We start from the raw sequence: 18,963 nt of genomic DNA on the forward strand, positions 1-18,963 counted from the left end.
GTTGGAGTTGTTTTATCGGTAATCTGTCGACGGCGGGACTCAGTAGCCCTGCATCTCCATGTGGTACATCTTTGCCTCGCCCGGCGAGACCTTCTCGGGACACTTGGCTATTTCGGCTTCCACCAGCGGAATCAACTTGCCCGCCAATGTCCCGATCCGCTGCTTTTTGCCGTGCAGGTCGTCCCGGAACTTCGCGGCGACTCCGCCGGCCTCACTGGTCCACACCTTTTTGCCCTGCATGTCGGCGTCGGCCTTTGCCAACATGGCCTTCAGTCGCTCGGTTTCCGATCTGAGATCGTTCCTCAGCGTCACGAGCGCCGCTCGCCAGGGATTGTCGACCTTCTGCTGGGCTGCCGGATCCCCCATGAGTTCTCCCCGCTTCCGTCACATCCACATGGGCCGAGTCGAAGCAACATGATGGCATGGGGAACCAACGCACCTGCGGCTGGCGTGTGTTGTAAAGGAACGCAAAGCAACGGACGTTTCCCGAGTGGCGTAGAGTACGGTGCCACCGCGGACGACGGGTCCGTGGCAATGTTGTTGATACGGGGAGGAGCGGCGACTCATGGCAATCAGTGGTGCCGATCTCGATGCGCTGAACAAGCTGGTCACTCACTTCAAGACGCAGAAGATCAACCTGGAGTCGGTCTTCAGCGGCCTGAACTCGGCTGCTGACGAGAGCCACGGTTACTGGACGGGCCCCCTGGCGGACAAGTTCCGCCACGAGTGGACCTCGATGAAGCCGCACCTCCAGAAGATCGTGGACCTGCTGCACGAGGCCCACCAGGCCTCGCAGACCCACCACGACAACATCCGTCGGGCGACCGCCGGTCACTGAGTGGACGCGGCCCCACGAGGGCCTTCTGGTCTCGGCCCGGGGTGTGCCATCCGACTGTCGGACGGCACACCCCGGGCCGTTTCCATGCCGACGACCAGCGGCGGCCCCAGGGGCGCTCTCAGCCGTCGATGACGGCCTGCACCTGCGTGACCGCGCCGCCCTGGATCAGTACGCCTCGCCCGGCGGGGCCGGCGGAGGACGTCCGGGGCAGCCGCACCCCGAAGAGCTGCTCGCCGGCGTCCGCGGTGGGCGCCAGGAGCAGACCGTGCCGATTGCGCCGCGCCTCGACGACGAAGCCGCGGTACTGCGACCCGAGCGACTCGGCCGAACCCGCCGCGACGACCGCGTGGTCGCCGTCCAGGCCGCTGCGGACGACCTCTTCCAGCGCCGAGTCCAGCGCGGAGTCGTACAGCAGTTCAGCGTCGTCCACGAGGACCGCGTACCGGCCCCCCTCCGCCTGCGCCAGCAGGTCCGTCAGGTCCTGCCCCGCCGCGTCACCGGCGAGCACGCCGAGGACACCGGGCTCCCCCTCCAGCTCCTTCAGCGGGGAGCGCTTCGGGGTGATCAGCACCACCGGAAGACCGCCACGGGTCAGCGTCCGCGCCATCGTGATCAGCGTGCTCGACCGGCCCGACTTCGGCGGACCCGCGACCACGAAACCCGGTCCGGCCTCCGACAGATCCGCGCCGAGGGGCGCGAGTTCGTCGCCGCCGACACCGACCAGCGCCCACAGGTCCGAGGCTGGCGCGAAGTCCGGGTCGAGGGTGAGCGCCTCGCGGACCGTGCACCGTACCGGCAGGGCGTCCACCCGCATCGGCCGCAGCGCCCGCGGCGGCCGCGGGTGCAGCCGTGCCGCCTCGGTCGCGATCTGCTGCAACGCCTCGACCTGCGCCTTGCCCGCCGGGTCCGCCGCCAGCAGGGCCAGCTGGCACTCCTGCACGCCCTCGTCGGTCACCCGAAGCGCGCGCCCGGGCGGCATGTCCTTCGGCACGGAACGCGGGTTGATGCCGACCATGCCGTAGTCGTTGGGGTCGGTCAGCCTCAGGATCAGCCGCTCACCGAAGGAGGTGGTCATGGCGCCGCTCATCCCGGTGCGGTCCGTGGTCATCACCACCCGCAGACCCACCGCCGGGCCCTCGCGGAACAGCCGGGTGATGGCCTCGATCAGCTTGCCGTAGTCGTAGCCCTCGAAGGTGGAGACATAGCCCTCCCAGCCGTCGAGCAGCAGCACCATCCATGGCAGCCGGTCCTCGCCCTCGGCCGACGCCCGCTGCTCGGCCACGCTGGAGACGCCGAGGTGGGCCAGCAGCTGCTGACGCCGGGTCACCTCGTTCTGCAGACGGCCGAGGAGCCGTACCAGACGCTCGGTCTCGTCGCGGGTGACGATGCCGCCGCAGTGCGGCAGCCGGGTCAGCGGCAGCAGGATGTTGGCCCCGCAGTCGATGCCGTACACATGGACGTCGGACGGGGCCGAGGTCGTGGCGAGCGAGGCGGCGACCGTCCGCAGGGCGGTGGAGCGCCCCGAGCGGGGGCCGCCGATGATCAGGAGGTGCTCGCCGTTCACCAGGTCCAGTTCCAGGGGGGTACGGGCCTGGCGGGACGGTACGTCGATCACGCCGAAGACCGCCGGTGCCACGTCGCCGTGCGCCGGGCGCACCTCCTGGCGCAGCTCGGCCACCGCGACGTGGTCCGGCAGCGGGGGCAGCCACGGGCTGTGCGGCCGGCCGAAGCCCATCTGCCGCGAGCCGTCCGCGATGGCGTCCACCAGGACCGCGAGGTCGGTCTGCAGGGTGCCGTCGTCGCCGTCCTCGGCCTGCTTGGGCAGCGGACGGCCCACGGAGGTCCAGGGCAGCGGGAGCAGACCGACGGCCGCCCGGGACGACTGCCCGGGCCGCCGGCCTCCGATCCGTGCGGACTGCACCGCCATCAGGGCGTTCGCCCCCGACCGCACGTACATCCGGCCCGGCGTCGACTTCGCGATGCTCCCGGCGTCCGGGGCGTCGATGACGTCCGCGGACTCGTCCCGGTTCGTCACGCGCAGCGCGATCCGCAGGTTGGTGTTGGCGCGGATGTCCTGGCTGACGACACCGGCGGGCCGCTGCGTGGCGAGGATGAGGTGGACACCGAGGGAACGGCCACGGCGGGCGATGTCGACCAGACCGGCGACGAAGTCGGGCAGCTCGGCCACCAGCGAGGCGAACTCGTCGATGATGATGACCAGCCGGGGCATCGGCTCCAGCTCGGGACGCAGCCGGCGGGCGTCGGTGTAGTCCTCGATGTCCTTGGCCGGCGCGGCGCGCAGCAGCAGCTCCTCGCGCCGCCGCAGTTCGGCGGCGAGCGAGGCCAGGGCACGCTCCGTCAGATGCGCGTCCAGGTCGCTGACCATGCCGACGGTGTGCGGAAGCCGGGAACAGTCCTGGAAGGCGGCGCCGCCCTTGTAGTCGATCAGGACGAAGTTGAGGGCGTCGGGCCGGTTGTGGACGGCCAGCGAGGTGACGAGCGTCTGCAGCAGCTCGGACTTGCCGGCACCGGTGGTACCGGCGACCAGACCGTGCGGCCCGTCCTGGCGGAGATCGAGATAGAACGTTCCCTCGGCGCCGACGCCGACCGGGAAGCGGGTGGTGGCGCCCCCGGCCCGCCAGATCCGCTCGATGGCGGCGCCCGTCGGGTCCGGCATCTGCAGCAGGTTCAGCAGCCGGGCCGCCGACGGCAGCGCACTGTCCGCGTCGTCGCGGCTGACGTCGCGAACCGGCGCCAGCGACCGGGCCACCAGCTCGCACCAGGCATGGGAGACCTGGTCGGCCAGCACCTCGCCCAGGGCGTCGAGCCCCGCGCCGCGCAGCACCACCCGGTCCGTCGAGCGCAGCGGCCAGCAGATCGCGGCCCGGCACTCCTCGGGCAGCAGCCGTTCGTCCTCGTCCACGCACAGCGCGAACATCCCGTACAGCGGCCCTTCCTGCAGCAGCTGCGGAACACCCGGGACCCGGCGCAGCAGCCGCGCCCCGTCCAGGACGATCAGGACGTACGGGTCGGGCCGCAGCCGGCCCGAGCCGCCGGCGGAGGCGTCCTCCTTGCGACGGTTCAACTCGATCAGCAGTTCGTTGACGCGCCGCCCGATGGTCTCGGCGTCCGAGCCGACGAGGGCGACGCAGTCCTGGCCGTTCTGCGGCGCGGCGTGCGGCAGCCAGTGCACCCAGTTCCAGGCGGTGCCGGCGTCCGGCGCGGAGGAGAGCAGCACCAGGGACAGATCGCGCGGGCTGTGCAGGACCGCGGCCTGGGCGGCGAACCAGCGGGCCCCGGCCAGCGCCTGCGGGCGCGCCCCGGCCAGGCCCACCACGCCCAGCTCGGTGAACGGCAGCGGAACCGGGACGTCGTGGACGAGCGGCGGCGCGGGCGGCCCGTCCTCCGCCGCCCTGCCCGGAGGGGCGACGAGTTCGATGTTCGCCGGGAGGTTCGTCACGCCGACCCGCAGGACGAGGGCGTCGGGGTCGGTCAGTCGGCGCTCCCACAGACGGCGCCGGGGACCGGTGGCGAACAGCAGGAGGGAGGCGGCGTCCGGGTAGGCGCTGCGCCGCGCCCGCTGGTCGGCGGCCGTCAGCCCGGCCAGCTCCTCGTCGTACTTGGCCTTCTGCGCCTTGTACTCCTTGACCGACGTACGGTTCTTCTTCTTGCCCTCGCGGTTCTGGCTGACCCATTCGCCCGCCATCATCACGGGACTCATCAGGCAGAACAGCAGGGTGTAGACCTGCTTGGTCATGAGGTACATGACCACGCCGAAGATCAACGGCGTGAGGGAGGCGATCAGCTGGAAGCGGGCGCGCTCGGCCTTGCCGGGCTCCTGCGGGACCGCCAGCCGGGCCCGGGGCGGCAGCGAACTCAGCCGGGGCGGCCGGTTGTAGGCCAGGCCGCCCTCGCCCATCGGCGCCAGGTGGGCGTCGGGTTCCACCGGGTCGTCGAGGACCAGCAGGGAGCCGCCGCATCTGACGAGCGCCCCCAGCGGCCACTCGCGTTCCCCGTTCACGCTCTCCCCGTCGAGGAGCACCTGCGCCCCGGCCGAGCCCGGCGCCAGGGTGACGCGGCCGTCGACGCCCACGCTCACCCGCAGCGCCTCGGCGGGCAGATTCGGGTCGGCGACGGCGATGGTGCAGCTCTGCCCCGAGCCGATGGTCGTCACCCCGGCGGCCAGCCGGGCGACGCGGCCGGCGCCGGGTCCGGCGGTGACGCGCAGCTCGTAACGGCCGGACGGTTCACCGGCCCGCAGGAACGGCCCGAGGGCGTCGTCGACGGAGAGCCGCATACCGTCCCGGAGTACGTCGCTCGCGCGAACACCGGGTTCGCAGTACAGCCCGTCGGCCCACAGTCCGGCTGAGGCGGCGACCGCCGCGGCCTTCATCCGCGCGCTGTCGAAGCGGGGATCGTACGACCCCTGCGCGATCGCGACGACCGGCGAGGCGGGGGCGGCCGAACCGGCCAACGACCTGGCCACCTCGGCGACGCTCGCGTCCTCACCGAAGTCCAGGATGACGTCCTGTGGATCCGCACCCTGCCGGATCACTGTCACGGACATCCGCATCGACCGCGTTCCTCCCTCACGACCCGTGGCCCTTCACCCGACCGGACAAGCCAGTTGAGCCAGAGGGTGACGCTACCCGGGTGATTCCCGGTTCCGCCAGCGCGAATTTGCATGGGGCAAGGGGAACTGCGGACGCGCTCACGGTACTTCAAGGGTCCTCGGGCTGTGGCTTCGGGGGTGGGGGTGGGGTGGGGGTCGGGGCCGATGGGGGGTTGCCGACGCCTGTGGCTGACGCGGGCGGCTGGCGGGCAAGTTCCTCCGCCCCCGTCAGTCATCTGTTCACGCCGGCAAATCAGAAGCTTGTCCAGGCCGTGCGGGCACGCCAAGCCACGGCACCAGAACCGCTCCGAGCCCTGCCGGTAAACCCTCTTCACCCTGCTTTACGCCCTCTGTGCCCGTGCGGCGGGGCACTTCGCTCTTTTGCCTCAGGGACCGGCTCGATACGGTAATCGCTGCTTCTCGACCCCAACCGCCCCACAGGAGCCCACCGTGACCCGCCGTTCCCGCCTGCTCACGACAACCGCCGCCGGTGTGGCGGCCGTAGTCCTCCTTGCCGGGTGCGGAGGAGGGGGTGACTCGAAGTCGAAGCCGGACGACAAGATCGCGGGGGCGGACACGGGGGGCTCGGCGTCGGCGACACCGAGTGCTTCGGCGCCGACGTCAACCGAGCGCCCCAGGATCACACTGCCGTCGGACGTCACGGACAAGTACGAGAACTGGAAAAGCGGCGACGCGACCGAGAACGCGGTCCTGGCCGATACCGCCGCGCGCATCGACGCGACGAACGACGCGATTCTGCGCGGCGACACGAAGGCGCCGGGACTCTCCTTTTACTATCGGGACAAGGCCCTGAGTGACGCTGTGGCCTGGGTGCAGGCGTATGTGAAGGCGAACCTCTCCTTCACGGGCACCACTCGCTACTACGATCCCAAGGTCACGCTTTCCGGTGGCACGACGGCATCCGTCGTTTACTGCTCTGACGAGAGCAAGGGATTCAACAAGAACCGGAAGACCAAGAAGGTCGACAAAACGCCTTCGCAGGGGAGTCCGTACGTGCTGTACAACACGCGCCTTGAGAAGAACAAGAACGGCGTGTGGCAGACCACCAACCTGATCTCCAAGCGGGGGGACAAGTCGTGCGCCGCGTGAGTGCACGGGGACGGGTCCTGGCGCTGAGCGCTCTTGTGGCCGCATTCGCCTCCGCGCTGCCAGGCACCGCTGTGGCGTACGGGCCCGGTGAGGGGCAGGGTTCCCAGCCCACGGGACCTTCCGGTAGCTCGGACGGCAAAGGCGCGATCTCCGCGACGGCGGGAGCCGTGGTCTTCGATGTCTCCAAGAACGGCTCCGGACACTCAGCCGGTCCCGTGGCCTCCACGACGGCATGGACCCCGCCGGCCTGCTATTACGCCCCGAAGTATTCGCCCGACCAGCTCAAGGCGACTCTGGAGCCGATCTGGGAGGCGGAGTCGACCGGCTACGAGTGGGATGCCAAGCAGCGCGACCGTTATGTCAACGGGCACCCGTACAAGGACTTCAACAAGGACAAGGCCGGCAAGGGCTACTGGTGGGACTCTTACGTCACCCCGGGCCGTGAGGGAGACCCCGGCGCCCTTGACTGCACCGAGCCCCCCTTCTGGGTGGACACGAACAATGCCCCGCCCGCTGACATCCCTCAGGCGATCACCCCGAAGGTCCTGGCCGAACTGGCCTACAACCAGATCAGTGTCCCTGGCACGAAGGTGACCCTGGCCCCGACCGGTGCGACGAAGGTCAACCTGCCGACCTGGGCCTGGCTGGACGGCGCAGAGTTCAAGCCGGTTTCCGTCACCGCCTCCGTCCCGCTGCTGGGCGTCTCCGCGACGACCACCGCCGAACCGTACTCGCTGAGGATCGCCCCCGGCACGTCCGACGCGGAGACGTACCCGGCGTCAGGGGTCTGCGAGTTCAAGAACGGCGGCATCGGCGAGGCCTACGCGAAGGGCAAGGCCGACGAGACACCACCCTGTGGAGTGAAGTACCTGCGCTCCTCGGGCACGGGCTCGTACCCCCTCAAGGCCACCATCACCTGGAAGATCCACTGGACGGGCAGCGGCGGCACGGGCGACACGTTGCCGGACGGCACGTTCGGGGCGACCCAGGATGTCGTCGTACAGGAGATTCAAGCCGTCAACCGCTGACCGCCCCGGTCTCCGACAGACAATCTCCGACGTCCACGTCGTGCCCCCACACCTACAGGAACACTCGTGACTGACTCCTCGTTCAGCGACGACACGAAGGCGCCGTCCCCGCTAGACCGGCCGGCACCGGAGGCTGGGCACCGACGTCGTCGAAGGCGGCTCATCGGTGCGGGGGTGGTGATCGTCTCGGGTCTGCTCGTGGGCGGTGGGGCCTGGTTGGCAACGAGGGGCGGGAGCGGCGAGGCCGCGCAGCGCACTCCGGTGCTGCCGAATGCTTTTGGCGCGTACAAGGAGGCCAAGGCTGGCGATACCGAGTGGAAACAGGATGCTGTGGTCAATACTGATATCGCAAAAGGTGAGGTTAATCTGACTTATCGAGCTTCGGGTGGAAGGGCGTTGATTATCCGCGCCAGATTCGAGCCGCAGCCCACGCCTGGGTCGGAGGAATCTGGTGACACGCTCTACTCGGTCCTCGATTCGACGATCGACCAGAGGCGGGTGAAGACGTATCCAGCGGGTGCCGTGGGCGGAAAGATCCAGTGTGCGGTTATCACCGTAGGCGGGAGCGCGTTCACCACGTGTGGTTGGCGTAATGGCACGACCTATGTCACCTTGGCTCCTGTGCTAAACCACGACCTCATCGTATCCGGTGAAGCGCCCAGAGATCTCCGTAACTTCGTCAACGCACTGAAAATCACACCGCCGAAGTGAGTGCGGAGCATCTGTGTAGCGGAATAAATGTGCCGAGGGTCAGTCGGGAAGATTCTGAAATTGCTGGGTCGTTTTGAAACCATCATGCTGGACTTTGGTGACCACAGCAAAGTCCTCAAGCCACTGTGAGTAGGCATTCAGTTGCTTGGGGCTCATCTTGTTCAGGTCCACCACTTGACCCGAAGGAGTCAGGAAGTTATCAGCCGGGCTGTGGATGTACGGGCGATGTTTGTCTAGCGGATTTCCTGTGTATGTCTCTCCCTTCTCGTGAGCGGGCCCAACCGTGACAGGTCTGGTGATGGCAGAGTCGAAACCGGGCTTCTGGCCCGTGGCCGCGTTTCCGTCGAGCTGCCTGTCGGCGAGCCTCCGGTAAGCATCACGCCACGAAGTGTCCAACTCGGCCTCCGACAGCTTCCTGTACTTTTCGGCGAGGCCGCCCGGCGCCTCCTCGGGCTTGACGCTCCCCTGTTCCGCCAGCCAGTCCGTGAGCATGCCCTTCGCAGAGTCACCGAGCCCGGTGAGCTGCTCCCGGCCCATGTCGGCGACGGCGGTGGTGCCGCCCGTCGCGGCCGCTTGCGCTCCGTCAGCCGCCGTCTCGATCAGCGTCTTGCGGAATTCGTTCACACTCTCCGCCCATGCGTCGGCGTCCCCTTCGATGGACCCCTTCGCGTAGGTGAAAGCCGTCCCGTACGCCTTCATCATCAGGCCCTGCTTCATGCTCAGGTATTCAAGTGCAGCATCGTCTGTGCGATATGTGGGAACGATCTGCCCGTCGATCTGATTGCGATACGCGTCGAAGAGCGCACTCAACTCCCCGGCCGCCCTCGGATCCCGGGCCGACTCGTTCATCAGTGCCTGCCACATCGGCCCTCCCGCCTCCAGGCCGAAGCGGGACGGGTCCTGGCTGTTCGCGAACGCCTTCTCGTCCCACGTGGACGCCTTCTCCGCGAAACCGCCCATGGTCGCGTCGCCCATCCAGAATTTGTCGGCGACCGGTGACGTGATCCCGTACTCGAAGTCCTTCCAGTACGCAGTGATCAGCTGGGAGTAGAAGTAGTCCACTCCCTCGATCGGGTGGATGCCCTTCTCGTCACCGTTCATGTGTCGGTAGTTGTCGAACATGAGCCGCGCGGTCAGCTTCTCGGCCAGGGGCTCGTTCGTCGGGCGCAGGTCGATGGTCGCGGAGTGCAGTACGGCGACCAGGGCGGCCGAACGGGACTTGTCCCATGAGCCCGCGGGGTTGTAGAGCATGTTCTGGATGCTGTCGTGGTCATCGCTCATCCATTCGCCGGAAGCCTCGGGGTTCCTGGCGATGGCGTTGAACAGCTGGGTGTAGTGGTCGGCCTCCCAGGGGCCCTTGCCGCTGCCGTTCATCCACTCGTTCTCCGAGGTCTTCTGGTCCTTGGAGAAGACGCGGTCGCCGAGTGCGACGAGGAAGTCCTTGTCGTACGTTCCGCCGGCGAGCAGAGGCATCAGCCGGTCCGGGCGGAAGCCGCGCTGTGGGTCCATGGCGAACCTGTCGAACCATTTGTCCCAGTTCGCCCGCTTCTCTTTGGTGGTCTGGCCGTCGAAGGCCACCTGGGTGAAAGTGCCGAGTGTCTTGGCGAGCAGGGTCCGGTCGTGGGTCAGGGCGTCCGGGTGCTTGGCGTAGTAGTCGTCGTAGGGGTCGTCGGCCATCTCGTTGGACAGCCACACCAGCTTGTCCGGTCCGAGGGAGTCGTAGAAGGCCTTGAGGAAGTCGCCGTCGCCGGCGTTCGCCTCCAACGCGGCGAAGAGTTCAGCGGAATCGCTGCCGCTGAAGTCCTTCTTGAACCGCTCGGCGAGCACCTTGCCATCGCGTTCGGCGGCGGCCTTCCGGCCGACCTGAGCCTCGTCGATCGACACCATCACCGTGCCCTTGGGTGCGTACGGGTACGGTTTCTCGGCCGCGAGAGCGAGGTGGTAGCGGCGGGTCAGGAGCGGCACCTGGTTGTCCAGCCAGCCGCAGATGCCGAGGAGTTCGGCCAACGGCTGGGTGTCGATGCCGTGCCGCTCGAAGCTCGACTTGATCCCGGCGGCGCCTTGGCGCAACCGGTCCTTGTCCTTCTCGACCGATCCGATCATGCCCTTCAGTGCCTTGGAGTCGATCCCCGAGAACTCGCCCATGTGTGTCTCCCCCGGTGGGTGTGCGTGTGTCGGCGCGGCGTCCGGGGCGTCAGTAGCCCTGCAGGTCCATGCGCATCATCTTGGCCTCGCCCGGAGTCACCTTCTCCGGGCACTTGGCGATCTCCGCGTCCACCGCGGGAATGAGCTTGTCCAGCAGGGTCTTCATGCGGGACCGCCGGCCTTCGAGATCCCTGGCCCAGTCATCGGCCGCTTTCCCGACCCAGACCTTCTTCCCGCCCATGTCCTTCGCGGCGGTCTCCAGCTGTTTCTTCAGCTCCTCGGTCTCGGACTTGAGGCTGTTCTTGAGACTCTTCAGCGAGGCCAGGTGCGGATTGTCTACTTTCGACTGGGTGCCAGCGTCTCCCAATGTCATCCCCTCGAAACAAACGACTACGCGACGCGGTCGAATGATCCCATGCGGTACGGGACTTGGTGCGACGAGGAAGAGCGTTGGGGGCGGGCCGTCCGGCAGGTCACCCTGACGTCAGCCGATGCGGCCGAGGCCGAGGCGCTCGACGAAGCCCTCGTACCGTCCGCCCCCTTGACCCGGACGGGTGACCGCCCCGGGCGCTTGGTGCGTATCGCGTCCGGGGCCGTCCGTGCGGCGCACCTTCCTTTGCTATCGCGGTGCTCTGCACCACGGGGCAGGCGCACGGCGGATACGCCGATGTCCACGGTGGTGGCTCACTGTGTCCGCCTGCCAGGATCTCGACCCGGCCCCGGTCCTCGGTCACGGTGCCTGCCGCGTCGGTCTTGTAGACGCGCAGGGTGAGCCGGGACCGGCCGCGGGGGGGGGTCTCCAGGAGTTCCAGGGGGTCCGTCAGGGGTGGGTAGTACGGCGCGTACCCCTGGTAGGCGTAGACATCGAAGCCCGGGCCCGTCGGTGCGTGGACCTCGTGGACCAGGACCGGTTCGTCCGTCGTGGAGTACGGGGTGGCGAATCTGACCGCCCGCCGCGCCGTCCGTGAACTCGGCGAGCGCGGCCTCGTGGTCACGCTCCCCGTGAAGGGCATGTTCGTCGCGTACCCCGCCGAATCCGATGAGTCGTCGGACAGTGATCGCTCTCGGTCATAATGCCCGTGGGAGGCGAGCTTCCGTGTCCGTCATGAGTGACCTGATCGAGCGTGGCGCCATCCCTGAGGGTTACAGGGGCGAGGTTTTCGACGGCAGGGTGATCATGACGCCGCGGAGTCCTGAGCAGGACTGGACCGTCTCCGATGTCAAGGACGCGATGAAGGCCGCGGGGATCGCCCGGGAGCGTGTCTTCGGTGACGTCCTCATCACCTTCCCCGGCGAGAACGACGCGGCACCGAACCTGACGATCGCCGGCTTCGACGCCGAGCGCCGTAAGAACAGCTACTCCTGCATCGACGTCCTGGCCGTGGTCGAGGTGCCCTCCGAGCCGGAGGACGAGAAGGACTACGTCCGGAACGTCCGGAAGTACGGACGTTCCGGCATCGACTTCTACATGATCGCCGACCCGTTCAGGAAGACGGTGACGATGATGTCGAAGCCGCACGCCTCGGGGTACGGGCGGGCCGCCGAGATTCCGTACGGGCGGCCGGTCGGCTTCACCCCGGCCACCGGGGAGCGGGTACGGATCGACACGAGTACCTTCCCCGCGCGGGAGCAGGGTGAGGGTTGCGGCAGTCGCTGACGGCAGCGGCATGCCACTGGTAAAGATCTCGTCACAACCTCACCATCCTCGTGTGTGTGAAATGTGCAGGGGGCTAAGGGGGGCGTCGGCCCGGGCCGTGCCCCCCCCGTGCGGGCCCTTGCCGAACCGCCGGGAGCATAACCGCCGTTGCGTGCGGCAGCGTCGATTCGGGTGAACGCCGTGGGTGCGAACGCGCCTTGAGGGGCTTATGTGTGGCTGATACGGTGCGAGCGCTTGACACGGACCCCGAGCTGGATAAACGACACAAGACATCCCAGGGGCGAAGTGTCCGCTTTTGAAGGGCAATTGGTAGACATCTTCTTGGATGTACGGGGAGCGGTTGCGTGAAAATCCAAGAGCGTACGGGGGCGGGCGCCGGTCGTGCCGCCGTTCCGGCTCAGCCGTCGGTCGGTGACCGGCTTCCCACACCTCCCCGGGAGCGCAAGCCCGCGCTGGCCGCGCTGGCGGTGCTGCTGATCCTGCTCGGTGCGCTCGGCGCCACGACGCTGGTGCTGCGCGCCGGCGACCGTATCGAGGTCGTCAAGGTGACGCAACAGGTCGAGGCGGGGCAGTCCGTCGACACCTCCAACGCGACGTCCGTGATGGTCGCCTCCGACGACAGCATCCACTACGTGCGCTGGGACCAGCTGGACACCCTCAAGACCCTGAAGGCCAAGTCCACCATCTACCCGGGCACGATCGTCGTCGGGGAGATGTTCACCTCGGGCAGCAGCCTGCCCGCCGGCAAGGCCTCCGTGGGCGTGGCGCTCAAGGAAGGCCAGTACCCGGCCGACATCAAGCCCGGTGACAGCGTCGCCGTCTACAACGTCGACAGCTCCGGATCCGGTTCCGGCAAGAGCGGGTCCACCGGCAGCACCGGCACCGGCTCCACCTCCACTTCCACCGGCAGCGCCCTCGTCGGCAACGCCAAGGTCGCCACCGTGGCCCAAAGCAGCGACGCCACCGTGAGCACCGGCAACCTGTCGATGACGCTGCTCGTCGACCAGGCCGACGCCGCCGCCGTGGCGCGGGCCGCGTCCGCCGGTGCGGTCGCCGTCGTGCACGTCTCCGGCAGCGGCAACTAGAAGGCGGCACCCACCCCATGGCGCTCATCGCAATCGCCGCCGACAAGGGTTCCCCCGGCGTCACCACGGCGGCCGTCGCCCTCGCCGCCGTCTGGCCGCGCCGGACACTGCTCGCCGAGACCGACCCGGCCGGCGGCGACCTGGTGTACCGCAGCGCCGCCGCGCACGGCGGGCCGCTGAACCCCAACACCGGGATGCTGTCCATAGCCGCGACCGCCCGGCGCGGCCTCGTCCCCGACCAGCTGTGGGACCACGTCCAGCCGCTCAGCGGCGGCCTCGAAGTGCTGGTGGGCCTCGGCATCGCCGAGCAGGCCACCGGTCTGGCGGGGCTGTGGCCCACCCTGGGCCGCGCCTTCGCCGCCCTCGCCGACTCCCCGAACGCCCCCGCGGACGTCATCGCCGACTGCGGCCGTATCAGCGGGGACACCCCGGCCGTCGAACTGTTCCCGCACGCCGCCCTCGTCCTGCTGGTCAGCCGTACCGAGCCCGAGGCCATCGCCCGCGTCCGGGACCGCGCCGCCGCGCTCTCCGCCAAGCTGCACGGCGGCCCGCGCGGCGCCGCCGCCCTCGCCACCCCGCTCATCGGCGTCGTCCTGATCGCCGACCCGGGCAGCTCCGGCAAGCTGGTCAACCAGGTCAACGACATGCTGGTGCACGCCCAGACCGGCGCCCGCGTCGTGGGCACCCTCGCCGACGACCCCACCGGCGCCGACCAGTTGGCCGGCCGCAAGCGCGGGCGCCTCGACAAGTCCCTGCTGATCCGCTCGGCCCGCAAGATCACCGCGGACATCCACCAGCAGTACGGCGCCGCCTGGACCGTACCGACCCAGGTGCCCCACGCGGGGGCCGGGCGATGACCGCTGTCGACCACCAGCTGGTCAAGCGGTTCCGGCAGGACGCCGGTGACCGTATCGCCGAGCAGCGCCGTCTCGACCAGGTCAACGCCGTCACACCGATGTCCAGCGAGGACGAGCGGCAGTACGCCCGTGCCGTCATCGCCCAGATCCTCGAGGACTACGCCCGCACCGAGATCAACGCGGGCCGCACACCGCTGGACGCCGACACCGAGGAGCAGTACGCGGCCGCCGTGCACGCCGCGCTGTTCGGCGTCGGCCGGCTCCAGCCGCTGCTCGACGACCCCGAGGTCGAGAACATCGACATCAACGGGTGCGACCAGGTGTTCGTCGGCTACGCGGACGGGCGGGAGACGAAGGGGGAGCCGGTCGCCGAGACCGACGAGGAACTCATCGAGCTGATCCAGGTGCTCGGCGCCTACTCGGGTCTGTCGTCCCGGCCCTTCGACTCCGCCAACCCGCAGCTCGACCTGCGGCTGCCCGACGGTTCGCGGCTCTCCGCCGTCATGGACGTCGCCCGGCGGCCCGCGCTGTCCATCCGACGGGCGCGCATGGGCAAGGTGTTCATCTCCGACCTGGTCGGCAACGGCACGCTGACCCCCGAGGTCGCGCACTTCATGGCCTGCGCGGTCCGCGCCCGCAAGAACATCATGATCGCGGGCGCCACGAACGCCGGAAAGACGACGCTGCTGCGGGCCCTCGCCAACGAGATCCCGCCGCACGAGCGGCTCATCACCGTCGAGCGCGCGCTGGAGCTGGGCCTCGACACCTTCCCCGACCTGCACCCGAACGTCGTCGCCTTCGAGGAACGGCTGCCCAACTCCGAGGGCCAGGGCACCATTTCCATGGCCGAGCTGGTCCGCCGCTCGCTGCGCATGAACCCCTCCCGCGTCATCGTCGGTGAGGTCCTCGGCGACGAGATCGTGACCATGCTGAACGCGATGTCCCAGGGCAACGACGGCTCGCTGTCCACGATCCACGCCAACAGCTCCAGCGAGGTCTTCAACCGCATCTCCACCTACGCGCTGCAGGCCTCCGAGCGACTGCCCATCGAGGCCAGCCAGATGCTGATCGCGGGCGCGGTGAACTTCGTCGTCTTCATCCAGCGGCGCAACAACTACCAGACCGGCGGCCGCCTCCAGCGCATGGTCACCTCCGTGCGCGAGGTCAACGGCGTCGACGGCCGCGTGCTGTCCAGCGAGGTCTTCGCCGAGGCGCCCGACGGACGGGTCGTACCGCACGCGCCCATAGCCTGCCTGGAGGACCTGATGGCCTACGGCTACCAGCCGCACGGGGCGTGGGGGTGAGCATGAACCTGAGTTCACTCGGCTCGCTCGGCGGGCTCTTCTCCACCACCGTCCTGTACGCCATCGGCAGCGGAGTCGCCGTCGGCGGCGGGCTCGCGCTGCTCCTGGTCGCGCTCCGCGGCCTGCCCGCCAAGCCCGCGCACGAGCGGCAGAAGGCCGAGGAACGCGCCGCCGAGCTGCTCCGCTTCGCCGGCCGGCGCGGCTCGCTCGCCGCCATCGTCGGGCTCGTGGTACTGCTGCTGACCCGCTGGGCGGTGGCCGGCATCGCGGCCGGTGTCCTCGTCTTCTTCTGGGACCGGCTCTTCGGCGGCGCCGCCGAGGAACGGGCCGCCATGCGCCGCGTGGAGGCCCTCGCCTCCTGGACGGAGTCGCTGCGCGACACCATCGCGGGCGCGGTCGGCCTGGAACAGGCCATCCCCGCCTCCGCCCGGGCCGCCGCCCCCGTCCTGCGGTCCCACCTCGACGCCCTCGTGGACCGGCTGCGCGCCCGCACCCCGCTGCCCGACGCGCTCCAGCTGCTCGCCGACGAGATCGACGACGCCTCCGCGGACATCATCGTCGCCGCCCTGATCCTCAACGCCCGGCTGCGCGGCCCCGGTCTGCGCCAGGTGCTGGGCGCGCTCGCCAAGTCGGCGCGCGAGGAGGTCGACATGCGTCAGCGCGTGATGGCCCAGCGCGCCTCCACCCGGCGCTCGGTGCAGATCGTCGTCGCGGTCTCGGTCGCCTTCGTCCTCGGCCTCGCCGTCTTCAACCGCGACTTCGTCTCGCCGTACGGCACGCCTGTCGGCCAGCTCGTCCTCGCCGTCGTCTGCGGCCTGTTCGCGCTCGGCTTCTGGTGGCTGCGCAAGCTGTCGACCATCGAGACCCCCGAACGGTTCCTGGTGCGCGACGAGGCCTCCGTGCAGTTCGTACGGCCGCGCAGCACGCCCGCGCCGCAGCAGCCGCTCCCGTCCGAGGAAGGTGTACGACGGTGAACCTGACGATGCCGATCATCGTCGGCGTGATCTTCGGACTGGGCGTCTACGCCCTGATCCGCGCCCTCATGCCGTCCCGGCGCAGCGCCGTCTCGCAGGTCGCCCGGATCGACGCGATGCGGGCGCGGGGAGCGGCGTACGAGTCCACGCGCCAGCAGGCCAGGGAGAGCGGACGCTTCGGCTCGCTGCGCGCCGAAGTGGGCGCGCGCGTGGCCGAGTTCTATCTGCAGCAGGGCTGGGAACAGCGGTCGCTGCGCGCGGACCTGGCGGTGCTGGACCGCAGCTGGGAGAGGTTCCTGGCGACCAAGGTGCTGCTGGCCTGCGCCGGTCTGCTCTTCGGGCCGCTGCTGTTCGCGGTGGTGTGGACGATGGGCTTCGGCCACAGCCCGGTCATCCCGGTCTGGCTGGCCCTCGCCTGCGCGGCCCTGTTCTTCTTCCTGCCCGACCTGGAGGCGCGGCGGGACGCGACCGACAAGCGCCGCGACCTCAGGCGGGTGATCGGCGCCTATCTGGACCTGGTGTCGATGAGCCTGGCCGGCGGCCGCGGTCTGCCCGAGGCGCTGATGGCGGCGGCCGAGATCTCCGACGGCTGGGCCAACCAGCGCATCCGCAACGCCCTCGCCGACGCCCGGATCACCGGCCACAGCCAGTGGCAGGCGCTCGGCGCGCTGGGCGAGGAACTGGGCGTCGAGGAGCTGAAGGACCTGTCGGCCTCGCTGGCGCTGGTCGCCGACGACGGCGCCAAGGTGCGCGAGTCACTGGCCTCCCGCGCCGAGACCATGCGGCACCGCGAACTCTCCGAGATCGAGGGCAGCGCGGGCGAGAAGTCCCAGTCGATGCTGGTGGCCCAGCTGCTGCTGTGCGCCGGCTTCCTGGTGTTCCTGATCTTCCCGGCGGCGATGCGGGTGTTCCAGGTGTGAGCTGATTCGAGAACCTTCGCCAACTGCTGTATCGACAGGACTGAAGAGGACTGAGGGGACAACCCATCATGAACGGACGGAACGTCGGCACCGGGATCCCGGCCGTGGACTTCCTGGTGACCTACCTGCAGGGCCGGGTGCGGCGGGCCCGCTCCGGCGAACTCGACCGCGGCGCCTCCGCCGTGGAGTGGGTCATCATCTCGGCGGTCGTCGTGGCGATCGTCGGGGTGGTGGCCGCGATCATCAACACGGCGCTGAAGAGCGGCGCGACCCACGTCGGCGACTGCATCAAGGGCGCCAGCGCGGACAAGACCTGCTGACCGCCGTACCAGAGCTGGTTCAGCCACGACAACGGGGATGACGGGGATGTGTGTGGGCGTGGGCAGATGGGCGCGCCGTCGGGCGGAGGCCGCGCGCGGTGACTCCGGCATGACCGCGATCGAGTTCGTGCTGCTCACCCCCGTCCTCTTCTTCATGATCTTCGCGACGGTCCAGTTCGCGCTGTACTTCTTCGCCGACCACGTGGCCCAGGCGGCGGCCCAGGCGGGTGCCCGCAAGGCGCGCGCCACGGCCGACGCGCAGCCCGGCGCGTGGCGCGGCGAGGCACGGGACGTGGTCGACTCCTACATCCGCCAGCTCGGCCCGCAGCTGGTGCTGTCGCCGGACGTGCGGATGCTCCAGCCGGAGCGGAACACGGTGGGCGTGGAGATCTCGGCGCGGGTGCCTACGGTGTTCCCCGGGCTCGACCTGACGGTGCACGCGCAGTCGTCGGGGCCGGTGGAGCGGTTCGTGAAGGAGGGCAACTAGATGCTCTCCGTCCAGGAGCGGGTGACCGCCCGGGTCCCGGTGGCGGCCCGGGACCAGGGGCTGTCGACCATCGAGGTCGTCATCCTGGCCCCGGTGATGATCCTGTTCATCCTGGTGCTGGTCGCCTTCGGCCAACTCGTCGACGGCCGGGGCGCGCTCGACGGCGCGGCGCGGGACGCGGCCCGAGCCGGTTCGATCCAGAAGGACCACGCCACGGCCATGTCGGAGGCCCGCAGGGCCGCTCAGGCGGACCTCTCGGACGTCTGCTCCGGTCCGGTGTCCGTCGTCCAGACCAGCCAGGGCTTCGCGCCCGACACCCTCTTCACGGTCGAGGTGAGCTGCCAGGTACGCGGCCTGGCCATGCTGGGCCTCAACATCCCGACGCACCTGTCGGCGAGCTTCTCCTCGCCGCTGGACCCGTTCCGGAGGTCGGCGTGAGCGGGACGGGTGTGAAACGTGTCGTACGGGCCTGGTGGGCCGTGCGGGCCGGGCAGCTCGACGACCGGGGTTCCGGAGCCGGCGCGGTGATCATCTTCGCGCTGGTGTTCCTGACCCTCTCGGCGTTCGTGATCGACGGCGGTCTGTCCATCTCCAAGCGCGAGCGGGCCGCCGACATCGCGGAACAGGCCGCCCGTTACGCCGCCCAGGACATCGACAAGGAGGCGCTCTACGACAACCAGGGCGGCGCGGCCCCGATCAACTCCCAGGACTGCGACGCCCGGGTGAAGGCCTTCGCCACCGAGATGAAGATGAGCACCACGGACATCGCCGCGACGCACTGCGTCTCCGCCGACGCCCAACAGGTCGAGGTGGACGTGCAGTTGACGTACCAGCCGGTCCTCACGGGCATGTTCTACAGCGGCGACGTGGTCGTGCACGGGCGGGCGGTCGCCGAGAACGAGGTCGGCTGAGGCG

General features: G+C 69.3%; 18 protein-coding genes. 14 read left to right on the forward strand and 4 right to left on the reverse strand.

Features of this window, described 5'->3' with window-relative positions; translation table 11 throughout:
* Nucleotides 1-39 precede the first annotated feature (39 nt).
* Complete coding sequence (locus ACFYMM_RS35675) at nucleotides 40-366, reverse strand: hypothetical protein (protein ID WP_388394620.1); 327 nt, start codon at nucleotides 364-366, stop codon at nucleotides 40-42.
* A 199-nt stretch (nucleotides 367-565) separates the two neighbouring features.
* On the opposite strand from ACFYMM_RS35675, the gene ACFYMM_RS35680 reads away from it, so the two are divergent.
* Nucleotides 566-838, forward strand: a complete 273-nt coding sequence (locus ACFYMM_RS35680) for a WXG100 family type VII secretion target (RefSeq protein WP_388394622.1) — start codon at nucleotides 566-568, stop codon at nucleotides 836-838.
* 118 nt (nucleotides 839-956) lie between these two features.
* Here ACFYMM_RS35680 and ACFYMM_RS35685 read toward each other — a convergent pair whose 3' ends face one another.
* Nucleotides 957-5,411, reverse strand: a complete 4,455-nt coding sequence (locus ACFYMM_RS35685; protein ID WP_388394624.1) for an FtsK/SpoIIIE domain-containing protein — start codon at nucleotides 5,409-5,411, stop codon at nucleotides 957-959.
* 489 nt (nucleotides 5,412-5,900) lie between these two features.
* Here ACFYMM_RS35685 and ACFYMM_RS35690 point away from each other — a divergent pair, with 489 nt between their 5' ends.
* The 3 genes from ACFYMM_RS35690 (at nucleotide 5,901) to ACFYMM_RS35700 (ending at nucleotide 8,299) form a co-directional block, all read left to right on the forward strand.
* Nucleotides 5,901-6,560 carry a hypothetical protein gene (locus tag ACFYMM_RS35690; RefSeq protein ID WP_388394626.1) on the forward strand — a complete coding sequence of 220 codons (660 nt, stop codon included), beginning with the start codon at nucleotides 5,901-5,903 and terminating at the stop codon, nucleotides 6,558-6,560.
* Nucleotides 6,548-7,588, forward strand: coding sequence for a hypothetical protein (locus tag ACFYMM_RS35695; protein ID WP_388394628.1), 1,041 nt, complete (start codon nucleotides 6,548-6,550; stop codon nucleotides 7,586-7,588). The genes ACFYMM_RS35690 and ACFYMM_RS35695 overlap by 13 nt, the downstream gene beginning before the upstream one ends.
* A 174-nt stretch (nucleotides 7,589-7,762) precedes the next feature.
* Entirely contained in the window at nucleotides 7,763-8,299 is a 537-nt protein-coding gene (locus ACFYMM_RS35700) for a hypothetical protein (RefSeq protein WP_388394630.1), read from the forward strand.
* 39 nt (nucleotides 8,300-8,338) lie between these two features.
* Here ACFYMM_RS35700 and ACFYMM_RS35705 read toward each other — a convergent pair whose 3' ends face one another.
* Both ACFYMM_RS35705 and ACFYMM_RS35710 read right to left on the reverse strand, forming a co-directional pair.
* Nucleotides 8,339-10,444: a hypothetical protein gene (locus ACFYMM_RS35705; protein WP_388394633.1), complete on the reverse strand. Its 2,106-nt coding sequence runs from the start codon at nucleotides 10,442-10,444 to the stop codon at nucleotides 8,339-8,341.
* A gap of 49 nt (nucleotides 10,445-10,493) precedes the next feature.
* Complete coding sequence (locus ACFYMM_RS35710) at nucleotides 10,494-10,817, reverse strand: hypothetical protein (protein WP_388394635.1); 324 nt, start codon at nucleotides 10,815-10,817, stop codon at nucleotides 10,494-10,496.
* Nucleotides 10,818-11,549: 732 nt separating this feature from the next.
* On the opposite strand from ACFYMM_RS35710, the gene ACFYMM_RS35715 reads away from it, so the two are divergent.
* From ACFYMM_RS35715 to ACFYMM_RS35760, 10 genes are all read left to right on the forward strand, one after another.
* Nucleotides 11,550-12,101, forward strand: coding sequence for a Uma2 family endonuclease (locus ACFYMM_RS35715; RefSeq protein WP_388394637.1), 552 nt, complete (start codon nucleotides 11,550-11,552; stop codon nucleotides 12,099-12,101).
* Nucleotides 12,102-12,445: 344 nt separating this feature from the next.
* A complete protein-coding gene (locus ACFYMM_RS35720; RefSeq protein ID WP_388394639.1) occupies nucleotides 12,446-13,186 on the forward strand; it encodes a hypothetical protein in 741 nt (246 codons plus the stop codon).
* A gap of 17 nt (nucleotides 13,187-13,203) precedes the next feature.
* Nucleotides 13,204-14,043: a hypothetical protein gene (locus ACFYMM_RS35725; protein WP_388394641.1), complete on the forward strand. Its 840-nt coding sequence runs from the start codon at nucleotides 13,204-13,206 to the stop codon at nucleotides 14,041-14,043.
* A complete protein-coding gene (locus ACFYMM_RS35730) occupies nucleotides 14,040-15,347 on the forward strand; it encodes a CpaF family protein (RefSeq protein WP_388394643.1) in 1,308 nt (435 codons plus the stop codon). The genes ACFYMM_RS35725 and ACFYMM_RS35730 overlap by 4 nt, the downstream gene beginning before the upstream one ends.
* Before the next feature lie 2 nt (nucleotides 15,348-15,349).
* Nucleotides 15,350-16,321 (forward strand): type II secretion system F family protein, encoded by a 972-nt coding sequence (locus ACFYMM_RS35735; protein WP_388394645.1) that lies wholly within the window; start codon nucleotides 15,350-15,352, stop codon nucleotides 16,319-16,321.
* On the forward strand, nucleotides 16,318-17,241 hold the full coding sequence (locus ACFYMM_RS35740; RefSeq protein WP_388394647.1) for a type II secretion system F family protein: 924 nt from the start codon (nucleotides 16,318-16,320) through the stop codon (nucleotides 17,239-17,241). The genes ACFYMM_RS35735 and ACFYMM_RS35740 overlap by 4 nt, the downstream gene beginning before the upstream one ends.
* A gap of 68 nt (nucleotides 17,242-17,309) precedes the next feature.
* Nucleotides 17,310-17,561 carry a hypothetical protein gene (locus ACFYMM_RS35745; protein ID WP_388394649.1) on the forward strand — a complete coding sequence of 84 codons (252 nt, stop codon included), beginning with the start codon at nucleotides 17,310-17,312 and terminating at the stop codon, nucleotides 17,559-17,561.
* Between the two features lie 46 nt (nucleotides 17,562-17,607).
* Nucleotides 17,608-18,048, forward strand: coding sequence for a TadE family protein (locus ACFYMM_RS35750; protein ID WP_388394760.1), 441 nt, complete (start codon nucleotides 17,608-17,610; stop codon nucleotides 18,046-18,048).
* Nucleotides 18,049-18,486: a TadE/TadG family type IV pilus assembly protein gene (locus ACFYMM_RS35755; RefSeq protein WP_388394652.1), complete on the forward strand. Its 438-nt coding sequence runs from the start codon at nucleotides 18,049-18,051 to the stop codon at nucleotides 18,484-18,486.
* Entirely contained in the window at nucleotides 18,483-18,959 is a 477-nt protein-coding gene (locus ACFYMM_RS35760; protein ID WP_388394655.1) for a TadE/TadG family type IV pilus assembly protein, read from the forward strand. Before ACFYMM_RS35755 ends, ACFYMM_RS35760 begins: the two co-directional genes overlap by 4 nt.
* The last annotated feature ends 4 nt before the right edge of the window (nucleotides 18,960-18,963 follow it).

It is taken from the genome of Streptomyces sp. NPDC006739 (assembly GCF_042869815.1).
Lineage (GTDB): Bacteria > Actinomycetota > Actinomycetes > Streptomycetales > Streptomycetaceae > Streptomyces.